At 65.9% G+C, this 19,361-nt stretch carries 16 protein-coding genes; 14 read left to right on the plus strand and 2 right to left on the minus strand.

Going from position 1 to position 19,361, the window contains the following annotated elements:
* Window positions 1-229 precede the first annotated feature (229 nt).
* The 4 genes from DQ229_RS00660 to DQ229_RS00675 all read left to right on the plus strand — a co-directional run bounded on the left by DQ229_RS00660 (window position 230) and on the right by DQ229_RS00675 (window position 5,808).
* A complete protein-coding gene (locus tag DQ229_RS00660) occupies window positions 230-1,198 on the plus strand; it encodes a TAXI family TRAP transporter solute-binding subunit (RefSeq protein WP_114964349.1) in 969 nt (322 codons plus the stop codon).
* Between the two features lie 142 nt (window positions 1,199-1,340).
* Entirely contained in the window at window positions 1,341-4,028 is a 2,688-nt protein-coding gene (locus DQ229_RS00665) for a TRAP transporter permease (protein ID WP_114964350.1), read from the plus strand.
* A 14-nt stretch (window positions 4,029-4,042) separates the two neighbouring features.
* On the plus strand, window positions 4,043-4,471 hold the full coding sequence (locus DQ229_RS00670) for a universal stress protein (RefSeq protein ID WP_114964351.1): 429 nt from the start codon (window positions 4,043-4,045) through the stop codon (window positions 4,469-4,471).
* An 11-nt stretch (window positions 4,472-4,482) separates the two neighbouring features.
* Window positions 4,483-5,808, plus strand: coding sequence for an aspartate aminotransferase family protein (locus DQ229_RS00675; RefSeq protein WP_114964352.1), 1,326 nt, complete (start codon window positions 4,483-4,485; stop codon window positions 5,806-5,808).
* A 202-nt stretch (window positions 5,809-6,010) separates the two neighbouring features.
* Here the strand turns inward: DQ229_RS00675 and DQ229_RS00680 are convergent, their stop codons facing one another.
* Complete coding sequence (locus DQ229_RS00680) at window positions 6,011-6,496, minus strand: MarR family winged helix-turn-helix transcriptional regulator (RefSeq protein WP_114964386.1); 486 nt, start codon at window positions 6,494-6,496, stop codon at window positions 6,011-6,013.
* Between the two features lie 249 nt (window positions 6,497-6,745).
* On the opposite strand from DQ229_RS00680, the gene ectA reads away from it, so the two are divergent.
* The 10 genes from ectA (at window position 6,746) to DQ229_RS00730 (ending at window position 17,557) form a co-directional block, all read left to right on the plus strand.
* Entirely contained in the window at window positions 6,746-7,285 is a 540-nt protein-coding gene (gene ectA / locus DQ229_RS00685) for a diaminobutyrate acetyltransferase (protein WP_114964353.1), read from the plus strand.
* Window positions 7,286-7,337: 52 nt separating this feature from the next.
* On the plus strand, window positions 7,338-8,636 hold the full coding sequence (ectB, locus tag DQ229_RS00690; protein WP_114964354.1) for a diaminobutyrate--2-oxoglutarate transaminase: 1,299 nt from the start codon (window positions 7,338-7,340) through the stop codon (window positions 8,634-8,636).
* 5 nt (window positions 8,637-8,641) lie between these two features.
* A complete protein-coding gene (locus tag DQ229_RS00695) occupies window positions 8,642-9,037 on the plus strand; it encodes an ectoine synthase (protein WP_114964355.1) in 396 nt (131 codons plus the stop codon).
* 72 nt (window positions 9,038-9,109) lie between these two features.
* Window positions 9,110-10,048, plus strand: a complete 939-nt coding sequence (gene thpD / locus DQ229_RS00700; protein ID WP_114964356.1) for an ectoine hydroxylase — start codon at window positions 9,110-9,112, stop codon at window positions 10,046-10,048.
* Between the two features lie 60 nt (window positions 10,049-10,108).
* Window positions 10,109-11,566, plus strand: a complete 1,458-nt coding sequence (locus DQ229_RS00705; RefSeq protein WP_274378812.1) for an aspartate kinase — start codon at window positions 10,109-10,111, stop codon at window positions 11,564-11,566.
* A 161-nt stretch (window positions 11,567-11,727) separates the two neighbouring features.
* Entirely contained in the window at window positions 11,728-12,501 is a 774-nt protein-coding gene (locus tag DQ229_RS00710) for an OmpA/MotB family protein (RefSeq protein ID WP_114964387.1), read from the plus strand.
* A gap of 140 nt (window positions 12,502-12,641) precedes the next feature.
* Window positions 12,642-13,937, plus strand: coding sequence for a flagellar hook protein FlgE (locus DQ229_RS00715; protein WP_114964388.1), 1,296 nt, complete (start codon window positions 12,642-12,644; stop codon window positions 13,935-13,937).
* 64 nt (window positions 13,938-14,001) lie between these two features.
* Window positions 14,002-15,435 carry a flagellar hook-associated protein FlgK gene (gene flgK, locus DQ229_RS00720; RefSeq protein WP_114964358.1) on the plus strand — a complete coding sequence of 478 codons (1,434 nt, stop codon included), beginning with the start codon at window positions 14,002-14,004 and terminating at the stop codon, window positions 15,433-15,435.
* Window positions 15,436-15,437: 2 nt separating this feature from the next.
* Entirely contained in the window at window positions 15,438-16,451 is a 1,014-nt protein-coding gene (locus tag DQ229_RS00725) for a flagellin (RefSeq protein ID WP_114964359.1), read from the plus strand.
* A complete protein-coding gene (locus DQ229_RS00730) occupies window positions 16,448-17,557 on the plus strand; it encodes a flagellar basal body P-ring protein FlgI (protein WP_114964360.1) in 1,110 nt (369 codons plus the stop codon). The genes DQ229_RS00725 and DQ229_RS00730 overlap by 4 nt, the downstream gene beginning before the upstream one ends.
* A gap of 233 nt (window positions 17,558-17,790) precedes the next feature.
* Here DQ229_RS00730 and DQ229_RS00735 read toward each other — a convergent pair whose 3' ends face one another.
* On the minus strand, window positions 17,791-19,326 hold the full coding sequence (locus DQ229_RS00735; protein ID WP_114964361.1) for an ATP-dependent DNA helicase: 1,536 nt from the start codon (window positions 19,324-19,326) through the stop codon (window positions 17,791-17,793).
* Between the last annotated feature and the right edge of the window lie 35 nt (window positions 19,327-19,361).

Raw genomic sequence — 19,361 nt, forward strand, 5'->3', positions numbered from 1 at the left:
CGGTGAAGCGGTATCTACGACCACCAATCAAAACACGCAAGACCCAGAACTAAAGAAAATTCAAAAAAGTTCCCGGGGCGCGGGTGCCCTCGCGTCACCCCTGCCCCAGGCCACAAGAAGATTGACTCTTACGGGAGACCTGTTTTGCTTCTTCACAGGCGCTTTTGGCAGGTTCTGCTGAGGGCGCGCACCAAGAGAACGAGAAATCACGAAACAGGAGGATATTCCCATGAACACAAGGATCTTGAGCACCGTGGCCGTGCTTGGTCTTGTCGCGGGAGGCGCGGCTTTCGCCCAGCAGCAGACATTCATCTCGATCGGCACCGGGGGCGTGACCGGCGTCTACTACCCCGCCGGCGGCGCAATCTGCCGTCTGGTCAATGCCGGGCGTTCCGAACACGGGATTCGCTGCGGCGTCGAATCGACCGCAGGGTCGGTTTTCAACCTCAACTCGATTCGCGCCCAGGAGCTTGAATTCGGCGTGGCCCAGTCCGACTGGCAGTTCCACATGTATAACGGCTCGTCGCAGTTCGAGGCCGATGGCGCCTATGAGGATCTGCGCGCCGTCTTCTCGCTGCACCCCGAGCCGTTCACCGTGGTTGCCCGCGCCGATGCCGGGATCAGCAGCTTCGAGGATCTGGAAGGCAAGCGCGTGAATATCGGCAACCCCGGCTCCGGGCAGCGTGGCACCATGGAAGTGGTGATGGACGCCATGGGCTGGGACATGAGCACCTTCTCGGTGGTGTCCGAGCTGCAGGCCGGTGAACAGGCCCAGGCGCTGTGCGACAACAACATCGATGCGATGGTCTACACTGTCGGCCACCCCTCGGGCGCGATTCAGGAGGCGACCACCGCCTGCGACACCGTGCTGGTGAACGTGGACAACGATGTGATCCGCGCCCTGGTGGATGATCGCGACTACTATCGCATGGCCACCATCCCCGGCGGCATGTATCGCGGCACCGACGCGGACGTCACCACCTTCGGTGTGGGCGCGACCTTTGTCAGCGCGGCCTGGGTTGACGATGATGTCGTCTATGAACTGACCAAGGCTATCTTCGAGGGGCTGGACACCTTCAAGGGCCTGCACCCGGCATTCGAGATCCTGAACGCCGAGGAAATGGTCAGCGACGGCCTTTCCGCCCCGCTGCACGCCGGCGCCGAGCGCTACTATCGCGAGGCCGGGCTGATCGACTGATCGCCAAACCACGCAACGGTGCGGGCCGGGCCATCGGCCCGCACCACCTGGCAGGGCGGCAGGCCGACAGGCGAATCGGCGACCGTCACTGCATTCCACGGGATTTAAGAACTCAAACTTCACGGAAATCCGGGGGCGGTCGATGGCTGAGAAAAAGCGCAGTTTCAGCGACGAGGAACTTCAGGACCTGGTTTCAAGCACCGATTCGGGCGCCCGGGCGCCCCGGAACCGGTATGTCGCCCTTCTGATTTCGGGCATTGCACTGCTGTGGTCGCTTTTTCAGCTCTGGATCGCCGAGCCGCAGTTCTGGTTCGCCGGCACCGCCGATTTCATGCGCATCATCGGGTCGGACCAGACCCGGCCGATGCACCTGACATTCGCGTTGCTGCTCGCGTTTCTTGCCTATCCGGCGTTCAAGTCATCGCCCCGCCACTATGTGCCCGTGTTCGACTGGATCCTGGCGATCACCGCCGCGGCCAGCGCCTTTTATGTCTTCTGGTTCGCGCGCGAGATTTCCAACACCGCCCGCCGGGCGCGGCTTATCCAGTGGGAGGTGGACTGGAACATCCTCGGCTGGCAGATCGACACGATCTATCCGCAGGTCATCGTCGGCTGCGTGGGGCTTGTGCTGCTGCTCGAGGCCTCGCGCCGCGCATTGGGCCCGGCGCTGACCATCGTCGGCGGGGCCTTTCTGGCCTACAGCTATTTCGGCACCGGCTGGCTGATCCCCGAGTTGATCGAGCATTCGGGCCGGTCATTCAGCGGCATCATCAACACGCAGTGGTACGATACCAATGTGGGTGTCTTCGGCATCCCGCTGGGGGTTTCGACGGCCTTCGTGTTCCTGTTCGTGCTGTTCGGCTCGCTGCTCGACAAGGCGGGGGCGGGCAACTATTTCATCAAGCTTGCATTCGCGGGGCTGGGGCATCTGCGTGGCGGCCCGGCCAAGGCGGCGGTTGTCGGCTCGGGCATGACGGGGCTGATCTCGGGCTCGTCGATCGCCAATGTCGTCACCACCGGCACCTTCACCATCCCGCTGATGAAGCGCGTCGGCTTCACATCCGAAAAGGCCGGCGCGGTCGAGGTGGCAAGCTCGGTGAACGGGCAGATCATGCCGCCGGTGATGGGGGCCGCGGCCTTCCTGATGGTGGAGTTCGTGGGGATCTCGTATCTCGAGGTCATCAAGCACGCCTTCATCCCGGCGGTGATCTCCTACATCGCGCTGATCTACATTGTGCATCTCGAAGCACTCAAGAACGACATGCCCGCGCTTGGCGCCTCGCGCAGCCTGCTGCAGATGTTCCTCAAGATCTTTGCGGGCTTCGCGGTTGCCGGCGTTGTCTTCTGGGGCGTCATCGCGGGCGTCGGCCTGCTGCGCGATGTGGCGCCCGCAATCTCGGAGCCGGTGCTGCTGGTGGTGGTGCTGGCCCTCTACCTGGCCGCGATCTGGGTTTCCGCCGGGCGGGACGACCTGGAAATGGACGACCCCAAGAGCAAGGACATCAAGCTGCCGGTGATGAACGAGGTTTTCCCGACCGGCCTGCATTTTCTGCTGCCGATCCTCATCCTGGTGTGGTTCCTGATGGTCGAGCGGCAATCGCCGGCGAAATCGGCCTTCTATGCGGTCTCCATGATGCTGTTCATCATCGTGACCCAGCGCCCGCTCAAGGCGATGTTCCGCCAGGGCGGCGCCATTCTCGACGAGACCAAGGCAGGTTTCCGCGACCTGATCGAGGGGTTGATCGCCGGGGCGCGCAACATGATCGGCATCGGCGTGGCCACGGCCGCCGCCGGGATCATCGTGGGCACCGTCACCCGCACCCCCATCGGCACCGAACTGGCCGGCCTGGTCGAACAGCTTTCGTTCGGCCACCTGTTCCTGATGCTGGTGTTGGTGGGCGTGTTTTCGCTGATCCTGGGGCTGGGGCTGCCGACCACGGCGAATTATATCGTGGTGTCGTCGCTGATGGCCTCGGTAGTGGTCAGCCTGGGCGCGCAGGAGGGGCTGATCGTGCCGCTGATCGCTGCACACCTGTTCGTCTTCTACTTCGGGATCATGGCCGATGTGACGCCGCCTGTGGGGCTTGCCAGTTTCGCCGCAGCGGCCGTGTCGGGGGGCGACCCCATCCGAACCGGTTTCACCGCCTTTTTCTACAGCCTGCGAACGGTCGCCCTGCCCTTCCTGTTCATCTACAACCCCGCGCTGATCCTCTACGGGATCGACCTGGGCACGACCGAAGGGTTGTTACAGGCGGGCTTTGTCTTCGTCACGGCGACATTTGCGATGCTACTGTTCGCGGCGGCCACGCAGGGCTATTTCCTGGCGCCCTCCTATCGGCTGGAATCGGCGGCGCTGCTGCTGGTGGCCTTCACCTTCTTCGTGCCGAACTTCTGGCTCGACCGGGTGCAGCCCGCTTTCGAAAGCCACCCGCCGACCAGTTTCGAGCAGGTGCTGGAGCGCGCCGATCCGGGCGATGAGATCCGCCTCGTGCTGCGCGGTCCCGATTTCACCACCGGCGCGGAACGATCGCTGCACATCGCCCATATCATCGAAGGTGACGGAACCGGCGCCGAACGGCTCGAGGCCACCGGGCTGCTGCTGATCCCCGAGGGCGACCGGATGCTGATGGAAGAGCCGATGTTCGGCAGCCCCTTCGATTCAGAAATGCAGGGCTTCGACTTCTACGATTTCGACACCCCGGTGGAGCTTGTCTCGGTCCAGTCCGAGGCCGACCGCCTGCCCGCACAGCTCTTCTATATCCCGGCGCTGCTGCTTCTGGCCCTGGTGGTGGTGCTGCAACGTCGCCGGCAAACCAAGCCCGCCTTCTGAGAGGGGGAAAGACAATGGTGAAAAGCATTCTGCTACCCATCGACATGTCGGATGAAAACAGCTGGCGAAAGGCGCTCGATGTCGCGCTTGAACAGGTGCGCCTGCACAAGGCCGCGCTTCATGTGGTCAGCGTGCTGCCCGATTTCGGCATGTCCATGGTCGGCGGCTATTTCAAGGCCGGGTTCGAGCGCGACGCGCTCAAGGCCTTCGGCAAGGCGCTGACCGACTGGGTTGATGAACATGTCCCCGACGATGTCGACGTGCATCCGCATGTGCTGCATGGCTCGATCTATGACGAGATCCTGCGCGCGGCACAGAATGTCGATGCCGACCTGATCGTCATCGGCTCGCACCGCCCCAAGTTCAAGGACTACCTCCTTGGCCCTAACGCCGCCCGGGTGGTGCGCCATGCGCGCCAGTCGGTCTATGTCGTTCGCAACTGAACCGGAACATCATGCCTGATCATATCTTCGGCCGCTCCACCCGCAGCCATCCGCCCATCGCCGCCCGTGGCGAGGGCTGCTACATCATCGACAGCAACGGCAAACGATACCTCGATGGCTCGGGCGGCGCGGCCGTCTCGTGCCTGGGCCATTCGGACCCGGAGGTCATCGCCGCGATCAAGGACCAGCTCGACAAGCTGGCCTTTGCGCATACAGGCTTCTTCTCGTCCGAGCCGGCCGAGGCGCTGGCCGATGAACTGATCGCCCATGCGCCCAAGGGGATAGAGCGTGTCTACCTCGTCTCGGGCGGGTCCGAGGCGGTGGAAGCCGCGCTCAAGCTCGCGCGGCAGTATTACATGGAGAACGGCCAGCCAAAGCGTCACCGCGTGATCGCCCGGCGGCAGAGCTATCACGGCAACACCCTGGGCGCGCTGGCGGCAGGCGGCAATGAATGGCGGCGGGCGCAGTTTTCGCCGCTGCTGGTCGAAACCTCGCATATCGCGCCCTGCTACGAATACCGCGACCGTCACGCCGGCGAGAGCCTCGAGGATTACGGCCGTCGTGTCGCCGACGAGCTGGAGGCCGAAATTCAACGCCTCGGCCCCGAAACCGTGATGGCCTTCATCGCCGAGCCGGTGGTGGGCGCCACGGCGGGCGCGGTGCCCTCAGTGCCCGGCTATTACAAGCGCATCCGCGAGATCTGCGACCGCCACGGCGTGCTGCTGATCCTCGACGAGGTGATGTGCGGCATGGGGCGCACCGGCACCCTGTTCGCCTGCGAACAAGACGGCATCAGCCCCGACATCCTGACCATCGCCAAGGGGCTGGGCGCGGGTTATCAGCCGATCGGGGCGATGCTGTGCTCGGGCGCGATCTATGCCGCGATCGACAGGGGCACCGGGTTCTTCCAGCACGGCCACACCTATATGGGCCACCCTGTCGCGACCGCCGGCGCGCGGGCGGTGCTGGGCGCGATCACCGGGCGCGGCCTGCTGGGGCGGGTGCGCGAACAGGGCGACAAGCTGGAGGCGATGCTGCATGACCGCTTCGGGCAGCATCCGCATATCGGCGACATTCGCGGGCGCGGGCTGTTCCGGGGGCTGGAACTGGTGGCCGACCGCTACAGCAAGGCGCCCTTCGACCCATCCGAGAAGCGCCATGCCCGCGTCAAGGCGGCCGCCTTTGAGGCCGGGCTGGTCTGCTATCCGATGGGGGGCACCATCGACGGGGTGCGCGGCGATCACGTGCTGCTCGCGCCGCCCTTCATCATAAGCGACGACCAGTTGCACGAGCTTGTCGACAAGCTTTCGGGCGCGATCGAGGCGGCAACCGCCTGAGATTGGCGCAGATCGCGCTTGATCAGTTTGCCTTCACACACCGGGGCCGTCCGCGGCCCGGGCATGCGCCCTCCCCGTCCCACCGGAGGCGTGCGGCACGAAGGCGGGCGCATCCGCGCGCGCCTTCGGACAGGCGCATGCGCTGCTGTTCGGAATTGGATGAAACCGATCAAACCGGATACGCCGTGACCCCTGCCCCGCCTCAGGCGTCGGGCGGGCCGCGGCGGATGTCGCCCACATCGAGCACCGGCGAGGCATCGATTTCGCTGGCATCCATCATGTCGGCCACGCGCTCCAGCGCGGCGACGATCATCGCCTGCTCCCAGTCGGCCAGGGCCTCGAATCGGGTGACGAACTGTTCCTGAAGCGGGTCGGGCGCGTCGTCGATCGCGGACACCCCCTGCTGACTGAGCGTGATGTTGGTCTGGCGCCTGTCCTGGGCGGAGCGTTCGCGCAGAATCATCCGCTTGGTCTCCAGCCGGTCGAGCAGCGCCGTCACCGTCGCCTGTGACACCCGCAATTGCGAGGCCAGCGTCTTGGGCGTACTCCGCCCGTCGGCCTGCAACAGCTTGAGCACCCGCATCTGCACTGGCGTCAGCCCCGAGGCCGCGGCCAGCGCACGGCCGTGCTGTTCGGTCGCGCGCAGGATGCGCCGCAACGCGATCAGGCTGATTTCCGAGCGTTTCATCGTGTGCATCCTACTCTCGCCCCCGGCGAACACAGGCAGCCGTCGAATTAGCCAATAGCGCTACATATGAGCAAAGGAAATAGGCAGTCTCTGCCCCGGATTCGCTGTAAACCATTTGTCTTTCTAACCTTTTCTGTCAAGAGGAAACCGCTAAACCGCAGTATTACCTCAATTTTTTCCGCGCGCACCTTGATAAAGATGCTTTGTTAGGCTATCTAAACGCCCTGAACGAGGAATGAGGCCTGAAGAATGACCCGGAACACTACCAATGTCGCCCAGATGACCAAGCCGAAGCCGGTGCTGCGCAAGCCGACACCGGAAGATGGCGCGGCTGTCTGGGAGCTGATCTCAGCCTGCAAGCCGCTCGACGAGAACTCCATGTACTTCAACCTGATCCAGTGCGATCATTTTGCCGATACCTGCGTTCTGGCCGAACTGGATGGCAAGGTGCTGGGCTGGGTTTCGGGCCATGTGCCCCCCTCCGACCCGACGACCATCTTCGTCTGGCAGGTCGCCGTCTCGAAAGAGGCGCGCGGCATGGGCCTTGGCTTCAAGATGCTCAACGAACTCATCGCGCGCGAGGAGTGCGCCGAAGTGACCGACCTGCAGACCACCATCACCAGCGACAATGACGCCTCCTGGGCGCTGTTTCGCAAGTTTGCCCGCCGCATGGGTGCGCCGCTGTCTTCGGCGCCGCACTTCAAGGAAGAAGAGCACTTCAACGGGGCGCACGCTACCGAATACATGGTGACGATCCGCATGGTCGAGCAAATGCGCAAGGCGGCCTGACCGCCGCGCGGGCTCCCGCGCGCCGAATTTCCCGATACATCGAGGTATCCCCATGTCTGCTGAGAAAACAGCCGAAACCAACATCTTTGCCCGCCGCGAATCGGTGGTGCGCAGCTATTGCCGCTCGTTCGATGCGGTCTTCAAAAGCGCGAAGGGCAGCATCCTGACCGATCAGGACGGCCGCGACTACATCGACTTCCTGGCCGGGTGCTCTTCGCTCAACTACGGGCACAACGACCCCGACATGCAGAAGGCGCTGGTCGATCATATCATGGCCGACGGCATCACCCATGGCCTGGACATGTACACCACCACCAAGGCCGAGTTCCTTGAAGCGTTCGAGCGCATCATCCTGCGCCCGCGCGGCATGGACCACAAGGTGATGATGACCGGCCCGACCGGCACCAACGCGGTCGAGGCCGCGATGAAGTTGGCGCGCAAGGTCACGGGCCGCGAAACCGTCATCGCCTTCACCAATGGCTTTCACGGCATGACCATGGGCGCGCTGGCCGCGACCGGCAATGCCGGCAAGCGTGGCGGCGGCGGCATGGCGCTGCATGGCGTGGCGCGTATGCCCTACGAGGGCGCCTTCGGCCCCGATGTCGATACGCTGGCCCAGATCGAGGCCATGCTCGACAACCCGTCGAGCGGGATCGACGCACCCGCCGCCTTCCTGGTGGAGCCGGTGCAGGGCGAGGGCGGGCTGAACGCCGCCTCGGCCGACTGGCTGCGCGGCATCGCGCGGATCGCCAAGAAGCACGGCGCGCTGCTGATCCTGGATGACATCCAGGCGGGTATCGGCCGCACCGGCACCTTCTTCAGCTACGAGGCAATGGGCATCGAGCCCGACCTTGTGCCGATGGCCAAATCGCTTTCGGGCATGGGCCTGCCCTTTGCCATGCTGCTGGTGAAGCCCGAGCATGACATCTGGAAGCCCGCCGAGCATAACGGCACCTTCCGCGGCAACACCCATGCCTTTGTCACCGCGCGCGTGGCGCTTGAAAAATTCTGGGCCGATGACACGTTCCAGAAAGAGGTGCAGGCCAAGGGCGCCCTGCTGGGCGAACGGCTGCGCGGCATCGCCAAGGCCGTCGATCTTGACCCGGCAACCGCGCTCAAGGGCCGCGGAATGATGCAGGGCATTGATGTCGGCACGGGTGAGCTTGCCAGCGCGATCTGCGCCGAGGCCTACCGCAACGGGCTGATCATCGAAACGTCCGGCGCCCATGACGAGGTGGTGAAGGTGCTCGCACCACTCACCACGCCGACCGAGGTGCTTGAACAGGGGCTCGACATTCTGGCCGCCGCCGTGGCCAAATGCGGCCGCAACAACAACATTGCAGCGGAGTAACCAGTATGATCGTACGCGATTTTCACGACCTCAAGAACAGCCCCCGCGCGGTATCGGATGCGCGCTGGACCAGCGTGCGGATGCTGCTGGCCGACGACAAGATGGGGTTTTCGTTCCACATCACCACGCTCGAAGCGGGATCGGAACATACGTTCCACTACAAGAACCACTTCGAAAGCGTCTATTGCATCTCGGGTGAGGGATCGATTACAGATCTGGCTACCGGCGAGACGCACGAGATCCGCCCCGGCGTGATGTATGCGCTCGACAAGCACGACAAGCATACCGTTCGCGCCGGCAAGGAAGATCTCGTGTTGGCCTGTTGCTTCAACCCGCCGGTTACGGGAACCGAAGTGCATCAGGCCGACGGCTCTTATGCTGCGCCGGAAACGGCCGCCTGAGGCCTGCGCGAACAGGCCTCTCGCGCGTGCCATCTTCACACGTTTCGTCAGAAAAACGAGGAGGATAAGCACATGACGATTCATTTGGAGCAGACCGATCTCGATACGCGCGACGCATACCCGACGCGGTTTGCCGACGGTGAAAGGGTGATCGAACGCAGCGATCCGGTGCTGTGGAGCAGCTGGAGCGAAGACGCGCCGATCACCCGCGAGCAGGCAGAGGCCTATGATCGCGATGGCTATCTGGTGATGAAGAACGTCTTCAGCGCCAACGAGGTCCGCGCGCTGATCGACGCCTCGGCCGAATTGCGCCGCTCGGGCGAAGAGCTGCGCCGCGAAGATGTCGTGACCGAGCCGGGTTCGGACGCCGTGCGCACCATCTTCCGGCTAGACGAGCACTCGGAAATGTTCCGCCGGCTGGCCCATGACACGCGGCTTGCCGGTGTCGCGCGCTTCCTGCTGGGCGATGAGGTCTACATCCACCAGTCGCGGCTGAACTACAAGCCGGGCTTCACCGGGAAGGAGTTCTACTGGCACTCCGATTTCGAGACCTGGCATGCCGAAGACGGAATGCCGCGGATGCGCGCCGTGTCGGCCTCGGTACTGCTGACGGATAACGATGCGCTGAACGGGCCGCTGATGCTGATGCCCGGCTCGCAACGCACGTTCATCGGCTGCCGCGGCAAGACGCCCGAGCACAACCACGAAACCTCGCTGCGCAAGCAGGAGATCGGCGTGCCCTCGCATGATGCGCTGTTCACCCTGGCCGAGCGCCACGGGATCGACCATGCCAGCGGCCCGGCCGGCACGCTGATCTTCTTCGACAGCAACACCATGCACGGCTCGAACGGGAACATCACGCCCTTCCCGCGCTCGAACGCGTTCTTCGTGTTCAATGCCATATCCAACCGGCTGGAGGCGCCCTTTGCCGCGCCCGCGCCGCGCCCGGCCTTCCTGGCCAATCGCGGCACGCCGCAGCCGATCACGCCCGTCGAGGGCTCTCTCGCTTAAGGGGCGCGGGCCCGGCCGCCGCCGGGCCCCACCCGACCGCAATCACGAAAGGTGATCAAAGTGACCCACCAGCCAGACCGAAGCACCCATACCGTCGAAAAAATCGGCGGTACATCCATGAGCCGCTCGCGCGAGTTGCGCGACACGATCTTCATCGGGGACCGCGAGAACGGGGCCATCTACGGCCGAATCTTTGTCGTTTCGGCCTATGGCGGCATTACCGACCTGCTGCTGGAGCACAAGAAATCCGGAACCCCCGGCGTTTACGGCCTGTTCAACAACGCCGATAACGACCAGGGCTGGTCGGACGCGCTGACCAAGGTGGCCGAAGCCATGTGCGAACGCCACGCCGAGGTGCTGGACGATGCCGGCGACCGCGAGGCCGCCGACCAGTTCGTGCGCGAGCGCATCGCCGGCGCGCGTTCCTGCCTGATCGACCTTCAGCGGCTGTGCTCCTACGGGCATTTCCGGCTCGACCAGCACATGATGACCATTCGCGAGCTGCTTTCGGGGCTGGGCGAGGCGCATTCGGCCTTCGTCACGGTGCTGATGCTGCAACGCGCCGGGGTCAACGCCCGCTTCGTCGACCTCAGCGGCTGGCGCGACGAGGAAACCTACAAGCTCGATGACCGCATCGCCAAGGCTTTCGAGGGCGTCGATCTGACCAGCGAACTGCCGATCGTCACCGGCTACGCGCAATGCGAGGAAGGCCTCATGCGGGCCTTTGATCGCGGCTACTCCGAGGTGACATTCTCGCGCATCGCGGTGATTACCGGCGCGGCCGAGGCGATCATCCACAAGGAATTCCACCTCTCCAGCGCCGACCCCAAGGTGGTCGGGCTGGACGCGGTGCAAAAGATCGGACGCACCAATTACGACGTGGCAGACCAGCTTTCCAACATGGGGATGGAGGCGATCCATCCCAAGGCCGCGAAGCACCTGCGTCAGGCCGGCATCCCGCTGCGCGTGACGAACGCCTTCGAGCCGCACGACCCCGGCACGCTGATCGACGACGAGAAGGCCGAGGAACCGCGGGTCGAGATCGTCACCGGCCTCGGGGTCTATGCGCTCGAACTCTTTGAACAGGACATGGTCGGGGTGAAAGGCTATGACAGCGCGGTGCTCGATGTGCTGACCCGCCACAAGGTGCGCATCGTCTCCAAGACATCGAACGCCAACACCATCACGCATTATCTGGATGCGCCGCTGAAATCGGTGCGCCGGGTCGAGCGCGACCTCGAAAAGCTCTACCCCTCGGCGTCGCTCTCGGCGCGCAATCTGGCGGTGGTTTCGGTCATCGGGCGCAGCCTGGCAGGGCTGGGCGTGCTTTCGCGCGGGCTGGCCGCCCTGGAAGGCGCAGGGATCGAACCCGTCGGCCTGCAGAAGACGACGCGCGACGTGGATGTGCAGTTCATCGTCCCGCGCGACCGCATGAACGACACCATCAAGGCCCTGCACGAATCGCTGGTTGCCGCAAAGGGCGGCGATAGCAAACCTTCGGCGGCGCTCGTGGCTTGAGCCGGGCGCCGCCGGCTGCTCCCCCCCCCCCGCACCGGCAGAACAACGGCACGCGGTGCGCAACTTGCGCCCGCGACATGCCCCGAAATCGCCGCAATGGATTAAGCCTGCCTTCAAACCCTTTGCCTACACCGGATGACGGGTGAATGAAGGGTGATGGGATGAACCGGCAGGCCAATGCTGCGCCGACTATCATCAGACGGAAGAAACGAAAGACCGGCGGCGCGCCCCATCATGGCGGCGCCTGGAAGGTCGCCTATGCCGATTTCGTGACGGCCATGATGGCCTTCTTCCTGATGATGTGGCTGATCAACGCGACGACAGAGGCCCAGCGCAAGGGCCTCGCCGATTACTTCAGCCCCTCGATTCCGATCAGCCGGGTTTCGGGCGGGGGTGACGGCGCCTTTGGCGGACAGAACCTTTTTGCTGACGAGGATTTCGCCAGCGGCACATCGGGCATCGACGAGGCCCGCCTGCTCGAAGACCTGGAAGACGCCCTGCAGCTTGCCGGCGGCGAAAGCCTGGTCGCCGAACAGGCCATGCGCCACGTCATCACCCGGCTGACCGACCGGGGGCTGATCGTCGAGATATTCGATCTGCCCGATGCCTCGCTGTTCGACGCGGACAGCGACAGGCCGATGCCGGTGCTCGCCGTGCTTGCCGAATTGCTGGCTGAGGTTTTCGCCCTTGCGCAGAACGGCATCGCGATCGACGGCCACACCCGCACCTACCCTGTCGTACGGGTCGAAAACCCGGTCTGGGAGCTTTCCGCCGCGCGCGCCCAGCGGATGCGCCACATTCTGCAAGAGGCCGGGCTTGCCCCCGAAAGGATGCGCCGCGTCACCGGCCATGCCGACAACGCCCCCGCCACCGATCAGAACCACGCGCCGCGCAACAACCGGCTCGAGATCATCCTGCTGCGCGGGGCGGACTGAACGCCAGGCGCTCGGGCCGGGCCGGGCCGGTCAGGACAGGGTGCGCGAAGAGGAAATCAGGTGAATTTTACAGGTTAGCACCATCTTAAGGCCGCGCCCGCATGATCGCGACAAGGAGCAATGCTGCAGAAAGGCGCACCATGACACTCTCCTCCTCATTCGGCGCAGGCGTCGCGGGCCTCAACACCAATGCCACGCGCCTTGCCACCATTTCCGACAATATCGCCAACTCGTCGACCTTCGGCTACAAGCGTGCGCAGGCCGATTTCCGCACGATGGTCATCAACAGCGGTGAAGGCACCTATTCCGCCGGCGGCGTCAAGGCGCAGACGATGCGCCTGGTCGATGAACGCGGCCCGCTCATCAGCACCGCCAACCCGACCGATCTTGCCGTGAACGGGCGTGGGATGCTGCCCGTCGCCTCGGGCGTTGCCGTCGATAACGGGGCGCTAAATCCTCCGGCCATGCTGACAACCACCGGTTCGTTCCGGCCGGACGCCAACGGCTACCTGCGCAGCGAGGCCAATCAGGTTCTCATGGGCATCCCGGCCAATGCCGATGGCTCGATTCCGGCCTTCGCACGCGATTCCACAGCCTCGCTGCGCCCGGTGAATGTCAATCTCAACCAGTTTGTCGGCAACCCCACGACCCGGATGCTGATGGAGCTGAACCTGCCCGCGACCGATACGCGCGCAGGCGCCACGGGAGAGCCCTATGACTTCACGGTCGAGTATTTCAACAACCTGGGCATGGCGCAGGATCTCTCGATCTCCTTCACGCCGACAGTGCCCGCCACCGGCGAAAGCAACGAATGGGCACTCACGGTGACCGACCCCGAAAATGGCGGCGCGACGCTTGCCAGCTTCACCCTGCAATTCGCCGATGGCCCGACCGATGGCGGCACCCTGCAGGGCGTGCTGCCCGCCGGCAGTTTCGATCCGGCCACGGGGGCCGTGCAACTGCCCGTGGATGGCAAACTGATCGACCTGGTCATTGGCGGCGCGGGCGGGCGCAGCGGCATCACCCAGCTTTCCGACAGGTTCACGCTCGTCTCGACCGAACGCAACGGATCGGCGGCGGGCAATCTCGTCTCGGTCGAGGTCGATGCCCAAGGCATGGTCAACGCGCTTTACGACAACGCCCAGATCCGCACAATCTATCAGATTCCGGTGATCGACGTGCCCAATCCGAATGGCCTGACCGCGCTGGATGACCAGGCCTTCCGGGTGTCGGGCGACAGCGGCCCGATGTTCCTGTGGGATGCCGGCACTGGGCCGACCGGCTCGATCGCAGGCTATGCGCGCGAGGAATCCACCACCGACGTCGCCGCCGAACTGACGCAAATGATCCAGACCCAGCGCGCCTATTCCACCAATGCCAAGGTCATTCAGGCGGTGGACGAAATGGTGCAGGAAACCACCAACATCAAGCGCTGATACCCGCGCGCCGGCGGCAGAACGCCGCCACACCCCTTGACGCTGCCGCAACGAAGGAGGTTGCATGAGTCTCGGCACATCGCTCAGCGCGGCGCTTTCAGGCCTGGCAGCCGCATCGAAAACCACCGAGGTGATCTCCTCCAACATCGCCAACGCGGCCACCGGGGGCTATGCACCGCGCCAGATCTCGCTTGCCGCGCGGGGCAACGGCATGTCCGGGGTCAGCGTGGACGGCGTGCAACGCCTGGTCGATCTGGCCGTTCTGAGCGAGGCGCGGATCGCCAATGCCGGGCGCGATGACACCGGCACCCGTGCCGAGGCGCTGCAACGGCTCGACGCGGCCTTCGGTATGCCGGGGGAAGGCCAGTCGCTCACCGGGCTGATCGACCGCCTCGAGGCCAGCCTGATCGAGGCCGCCAGCCGCCCCGATTCCGAAACCAGGCTCGACGCTGCCCTGTTTGCCGCACGGGAGCTCGCCAGCGGTGTGAACCGCATCGCCGGCGAGGTGCAGACCCTGCGCAGCGAAGCCGAGCAGCAGATCGCCGCCGACGCAGAGCACCTGAACACGACACTTGCGCGAATCCACGATCTCAACCAGCAGATCGCCCGCCATGCCATGCCGGGAAATGCCCCCAACACCCTGCTCGACCAGCGAAGCGCCCTGATCGACTCGATCTCGGGCCTCGTGCCCCTGCGCCAGGTCGCGCGCCCACATGGCGGTGTCGCGCTCGTCACCCAGGGGGGCGCCGTGCTGCTCGATCACAAGCCTGCCGAGATCGGCTTTGCCGCGGTCCCGGCCATCACGCCCGAGATGAGCCTCGGCAATGGCGCGCTTTCGGCGCTCACACTCAATGGCCGCCCCGTCAGCACCGACACCGGCGGCCAGATGGGCGGCGGGCGGATCGAGGCGCTCTTTGCCGTGCGCGATGAAATCGCCCCGGGCGCGCAGCAGGGACTCGACGCACTGGCCCGCGACCTCGTCGCCCGTTTCGAGGCCGCCGATGCGGCCTCGCCCGCGCCGCTGGGGCTGGGGCTCTTTACCGATGCCGGTGCCGCGCTCGACCCCGCGCAGGAACCGGGGCTGGCCCAGCGCCTGGCCCTCAACCCGGTCACGAATGATGCCGCCTGGCGGCTTCGCTCGGGCCTTGGCGCCGCCCTGCCCGGCCCGGCTGGCGACACCGCCACGCTCTCGCTTCTGGCGCAGGCGCTTTCCGGCCCGCCCGTGCCCGCCTCGGGCGGCGCGTTTGCGGGCAATGGCGGCGTCTCGGCCGCAGCCGGCCAAGTACACAGCCAGATCGGCACCGCCCGGCAAGCCGCCGATGAGCGCGCCGCCTTCTCCGCCGCGCGGGCCGACAGCCTGCACGAGATGCAACTCGAGAAAAGTGTCGATACCGACGCCGAGCTACAGAAACTGCTGATCGTCGAACGCAGCTATGCCGCCAATGCCCGCGTGCTGCGGGCAGTCGACGAAATGCTGCAAACCCTTGTGAAGATCTGACCATGAGCTTCCTGTCCATCGGCGACCTCGCCCAAAGTTTCCAGACCCGCCGCCAGGCCGCCCAGCTCAAGGCGCAGATGGCCCGGCTCGACAAGGAGCTGACCAGCGGCCGCGTAGCCGACCCGGCGCGCAGCCTGGCCGGCGATTACACTGCGCTCGCCGGCATCGAGCGCGGCCTCACACGGCTTGACGCGTTCAGCACCGCCACCCGCGAGGCCGCGCTGCACACCGCAGGGATGCAGGCACGCCTGGACGCCCTGCTTGACGACGGCACCCGCATGGCCGAGCAACTCAACACCGTCTCGGGCGGAAGCCGCGCGGGGCTGTCGGGCGCGATCGCCGCCTCCGCGCGCGACAGCTTCAACGCGGCCGTCTCGGCGCTCAACGCCCAGGTGGGCGGGCGCACACTTTTCGCGGGAACCGCCGGCGACATGCCCGCACTGGCCCCGGCCGGGGATATCCTTGCGCAGCTTGTCGCCGACACCGCCGGCATCGCCGACCCCGCCGTGCTTGAGGCGGCCATGGCCGACTGGTTCGAAACCCCTGGTGCGGGGTTCGACCAGCACGCCTATCTTGGGCTGGGCACGGGGTTGCCTGCGCTGCAGATCGGCCCCGACGACGAAATCGCCGTTCCCGGCGGCGCGGCAAGCCCGGAAATCCGCGCGCATCTCGCCGGGCTCGCCCTTGCCGCGCTGGTCGATACGGGGGCCCCTGCAGGCAATGATGACGCCAGGCGCGCCGAGACCCTGCGCCGTGCCGGCAACCGCATCGCCGAGGCCCGGCCCGGCCTCGTCGGCCTCGCCGCCCGCATCGGCGCCGTCGAGGCACGCATCGACCGGGCCGCCACACGCAACACCGCCGAGATTGCCGGGCTGGAGTTCGCCCGGCAGGACCTGATCGCAGCCGACCCGTATGAAGCCGCCATCCGGCTCGAGGAAACCCGCGCCCGGCTCGAAACCTTCTTCGCGGTCACCGCGCGGCTTTCCCGGCTCAGCCTGACGGAGTTTCTCAGATGATCCGCTGCCGCCTTGCCCTTGCCGCCGTGCTGGCCCTGCTGCTGCCCGCGCTGGCAGCCGCCGCGCCCATCCGCATCAAGGACCTGGTCGAGTTCGACGGCGTGCGCGGCAACGATCTGGTCGGCTATGGCCTTGTCGTCGGTCTGAACGGCAGCGGCGACGGGCTGCGCAACGCGCCCTTCACCGAGGATATCATGGCCAGCATCCTCGAACGTCTCGGGGTCAACGTCACCGGCGAACAATTCCGCCCGCGCAACGTGGCGGCGGTGCTGGTGACGGCGACGCTACCGCCCTTCGCGCGCGCCGGCGGGCAGGTGGATGTTACGGTCTCGGCCATCGGCGATGCGCGCAGCCTGCTGGGCGGCACCCTGATCATGACGCCGCTCAATGGCGCCGATGGCCAGATCTATGCCGTGGCGCAAGGCTCGGTGATCGCCGGCGGCTTCGTCGCCGAGGGCGAGGCCGCCTCGGTCGTGCAGGGCGTGCCCACGGCCGGCGCCATCCCCGCCGGCGCGCGCATCGAACGCGAGGTGGAGTTCGATTTCTCACGCCTCGATACCCTGCGGCTTGCGCTGCGCCGCCCCGATTTCACCACCGCCAGCCGTATCGAGGCCGCCATAAACGGCAATTTCGGGCGCAGTGTCGCACGGATGCTCGATGCCGGCACGGTGATCCTGGACATCGGGGCAACCGGCATGGCGTCGCCCGCCCATGCGCTGGGGCGGATCGAGAATATCGGCGTCACCCCCGCCGCGCGCGCGCGGGTCGTCGTCGATCACCGCTCGGGCACCATCGTCATGGGCGACGAGGTGCGCATCAGCCGGGTTGCCGTGGCGCAAGGCAGCCTGACCCTGCGGATCGAGGAAGCGCCCCTTGTCAGCCAGCCTAACCCCTTTGCCGAGGGCGAGACAGTCATGGTGCCCCGCACCAGCGTCGGCGCCGAAGAAGAGACCCGCACCGGCCTTGCCGAACTTTCCGGCGGCACCTCGCTTTCCGAAGTGGTGGCGGGGCTTAACGCCCTGGGGGTCTCCCCGCGCGAGATGATCGACATACTGACCAGCATCAGCGCCGCCGGGGCATTGCATGCCGAGCTTCTTGTGCGCTGACCTCGAGCACCGCGGGCGTGGCGCCGCCTGAAACCGGGTATGGATATTTATGGCCAAGAAGAAGGAACAAGCGCACGCGGGAAAGCCCGCGGCCCGCCTGTTGCCGGCGTCAGCCCCTTCACTGTGAGAAAAATATCCTCGCCGAAGGCATCCGGCGTGGGCAACTGGCCCCGCCCCTTCGCCTGCGGGTGCAAAAGCGGCAAATGCCGCGCGCTCGGCAAACGCGCCGAGCCTCACCCCTCGGGTTCGAGCGCCAGCTCGCCCGGCGGCGATTTCAGGTCGGCAACCGAGAGCGGCCCCTGCGGCCGCGCCAGCCGGTAACGCGTGACCCAGAACAGCCGCTTTTCCGCCCGGGTGATCGCGACATAGGCCAGCCGCTTCCACAAGGGCACGCCCGCCTCGATCCGGCCCGAGCGCGCGGCGGCCCAGAGATCGGGCGCGAACACTTGCACATCGGGCCATTGCGACCCTTGCGCCTTGTGGATCGTCACCGCGGCGCCATGCAGGAAGGCCGCGCCCATCCGTGCCGCCGAGGGGATGAAAGGCTCGGCCTCCTGATCGAGCTGTTCGATCTTGATGATCGAGGCGGCGGAAAGCTGCGGCTCTTCAGCGCCAATCACGTGAAGCCGCGCGAAACCCGGCTTGCGCCCTGGCCCCAGATAGATCGCCTGCGCGCCCTTGATCAGCCCGCGCGCCTCGAGGTCGATACGCCGCTTGCGATGCTTCAGCGGCAGTTCCAGCCCGTCGCAGATCAGCGGCTCGCCGGGCAGCAGGTCGTCGGCGGGCGCCTCGAACGCCGCGCGGAAGGCATGGATCAGCCGGATGCGTGTGGCATTGCGCCAGACCAGAACCGGCGAGCGCGCCATCAGGTCCGCCTCGACACGGCGCGCGAGCACCACCCTGTCATCCTCGCGCGCGGCGGCCTCGACCATCCGCTCGAAAGCGTCAAAAGTCAGCGCCGGATCGGCCAGCGCGTGGGCCAGATCGAGGATCGGGTTGCCCTCGGCCTGCCGGTGAATGCGTTGCAGCTCCAGCTTCTGCGCCGGCGCCAGGGTGTCGAACACCATCTCGCCCGATTGCCCCACGGGCGCGAGCTGCGCCGGGTCGCCGAACAGGACGAGGCTGGGAAAGATGTCCTGCAGGTCGGCGAACTGCCTTTCATCGAGCATCGAGGCCTCATCAATCAGCCCGATGTCGAGCGGGTCGTCGCGCCGTTTCCAGCCCCGGATGAAATCGGACCCCCGCAGCCCGGCCGCAGCCAGGGCACCAGGGATGGATTTGACGCTATCGTAGAAGGCGCGGGCGCGGTCGAGCGCGCTGTCGCCCAGCCCCTCGATCTCGGGCCTGGTGCCGTTTCCGGCCAGCCATTCGGCGATGCGCTCGTATTCCGGGTCATAGACCGGCGTATAGAGGATGCGGTGAATGGTCGTCGCCGGCACCCCGCGGTTGCGCAGCACGCTGGCGGCCTTGTTGGTGGGCGCGAGAATCGCCACCGTGCGCCGGTCGCGGCGGCGGCGGCCCTCGTAATCGGCCGACACGATCTCGACCCCGGCATCGACAAGCGCCTGGGTCAGCGCCGCCAGCAGCATCGTCTTGCCCGACCCGGCGCGCCCGAGCACCGCCAGCACCTGGCTGCCCGGCTCCGCCCCGCCGGGCGGGGCAAGCGCGCCCGCCTCGATATCCACGCCGGCCTGCCGCAGCATCTCGGCAAGGCGGTCATGCGCCTCGGCCTGGTCTTCGGAAAACTGTGGTGCAGGGGTCACTTGCATGGCGCCACCATAGCGGCAGGCCAGACAGGCCACCA

This window comes from Alkalilacustris brevis (assembly GCF_003350345.1).
Taxonomy (GTDB): domain Bacteria; phylum Pseudomonadota; class Alphaproteobacteria; order Rhodobacterales; family Rhodobacteraceae; genus Alkalilacustris; species Alkalilacustris brevis.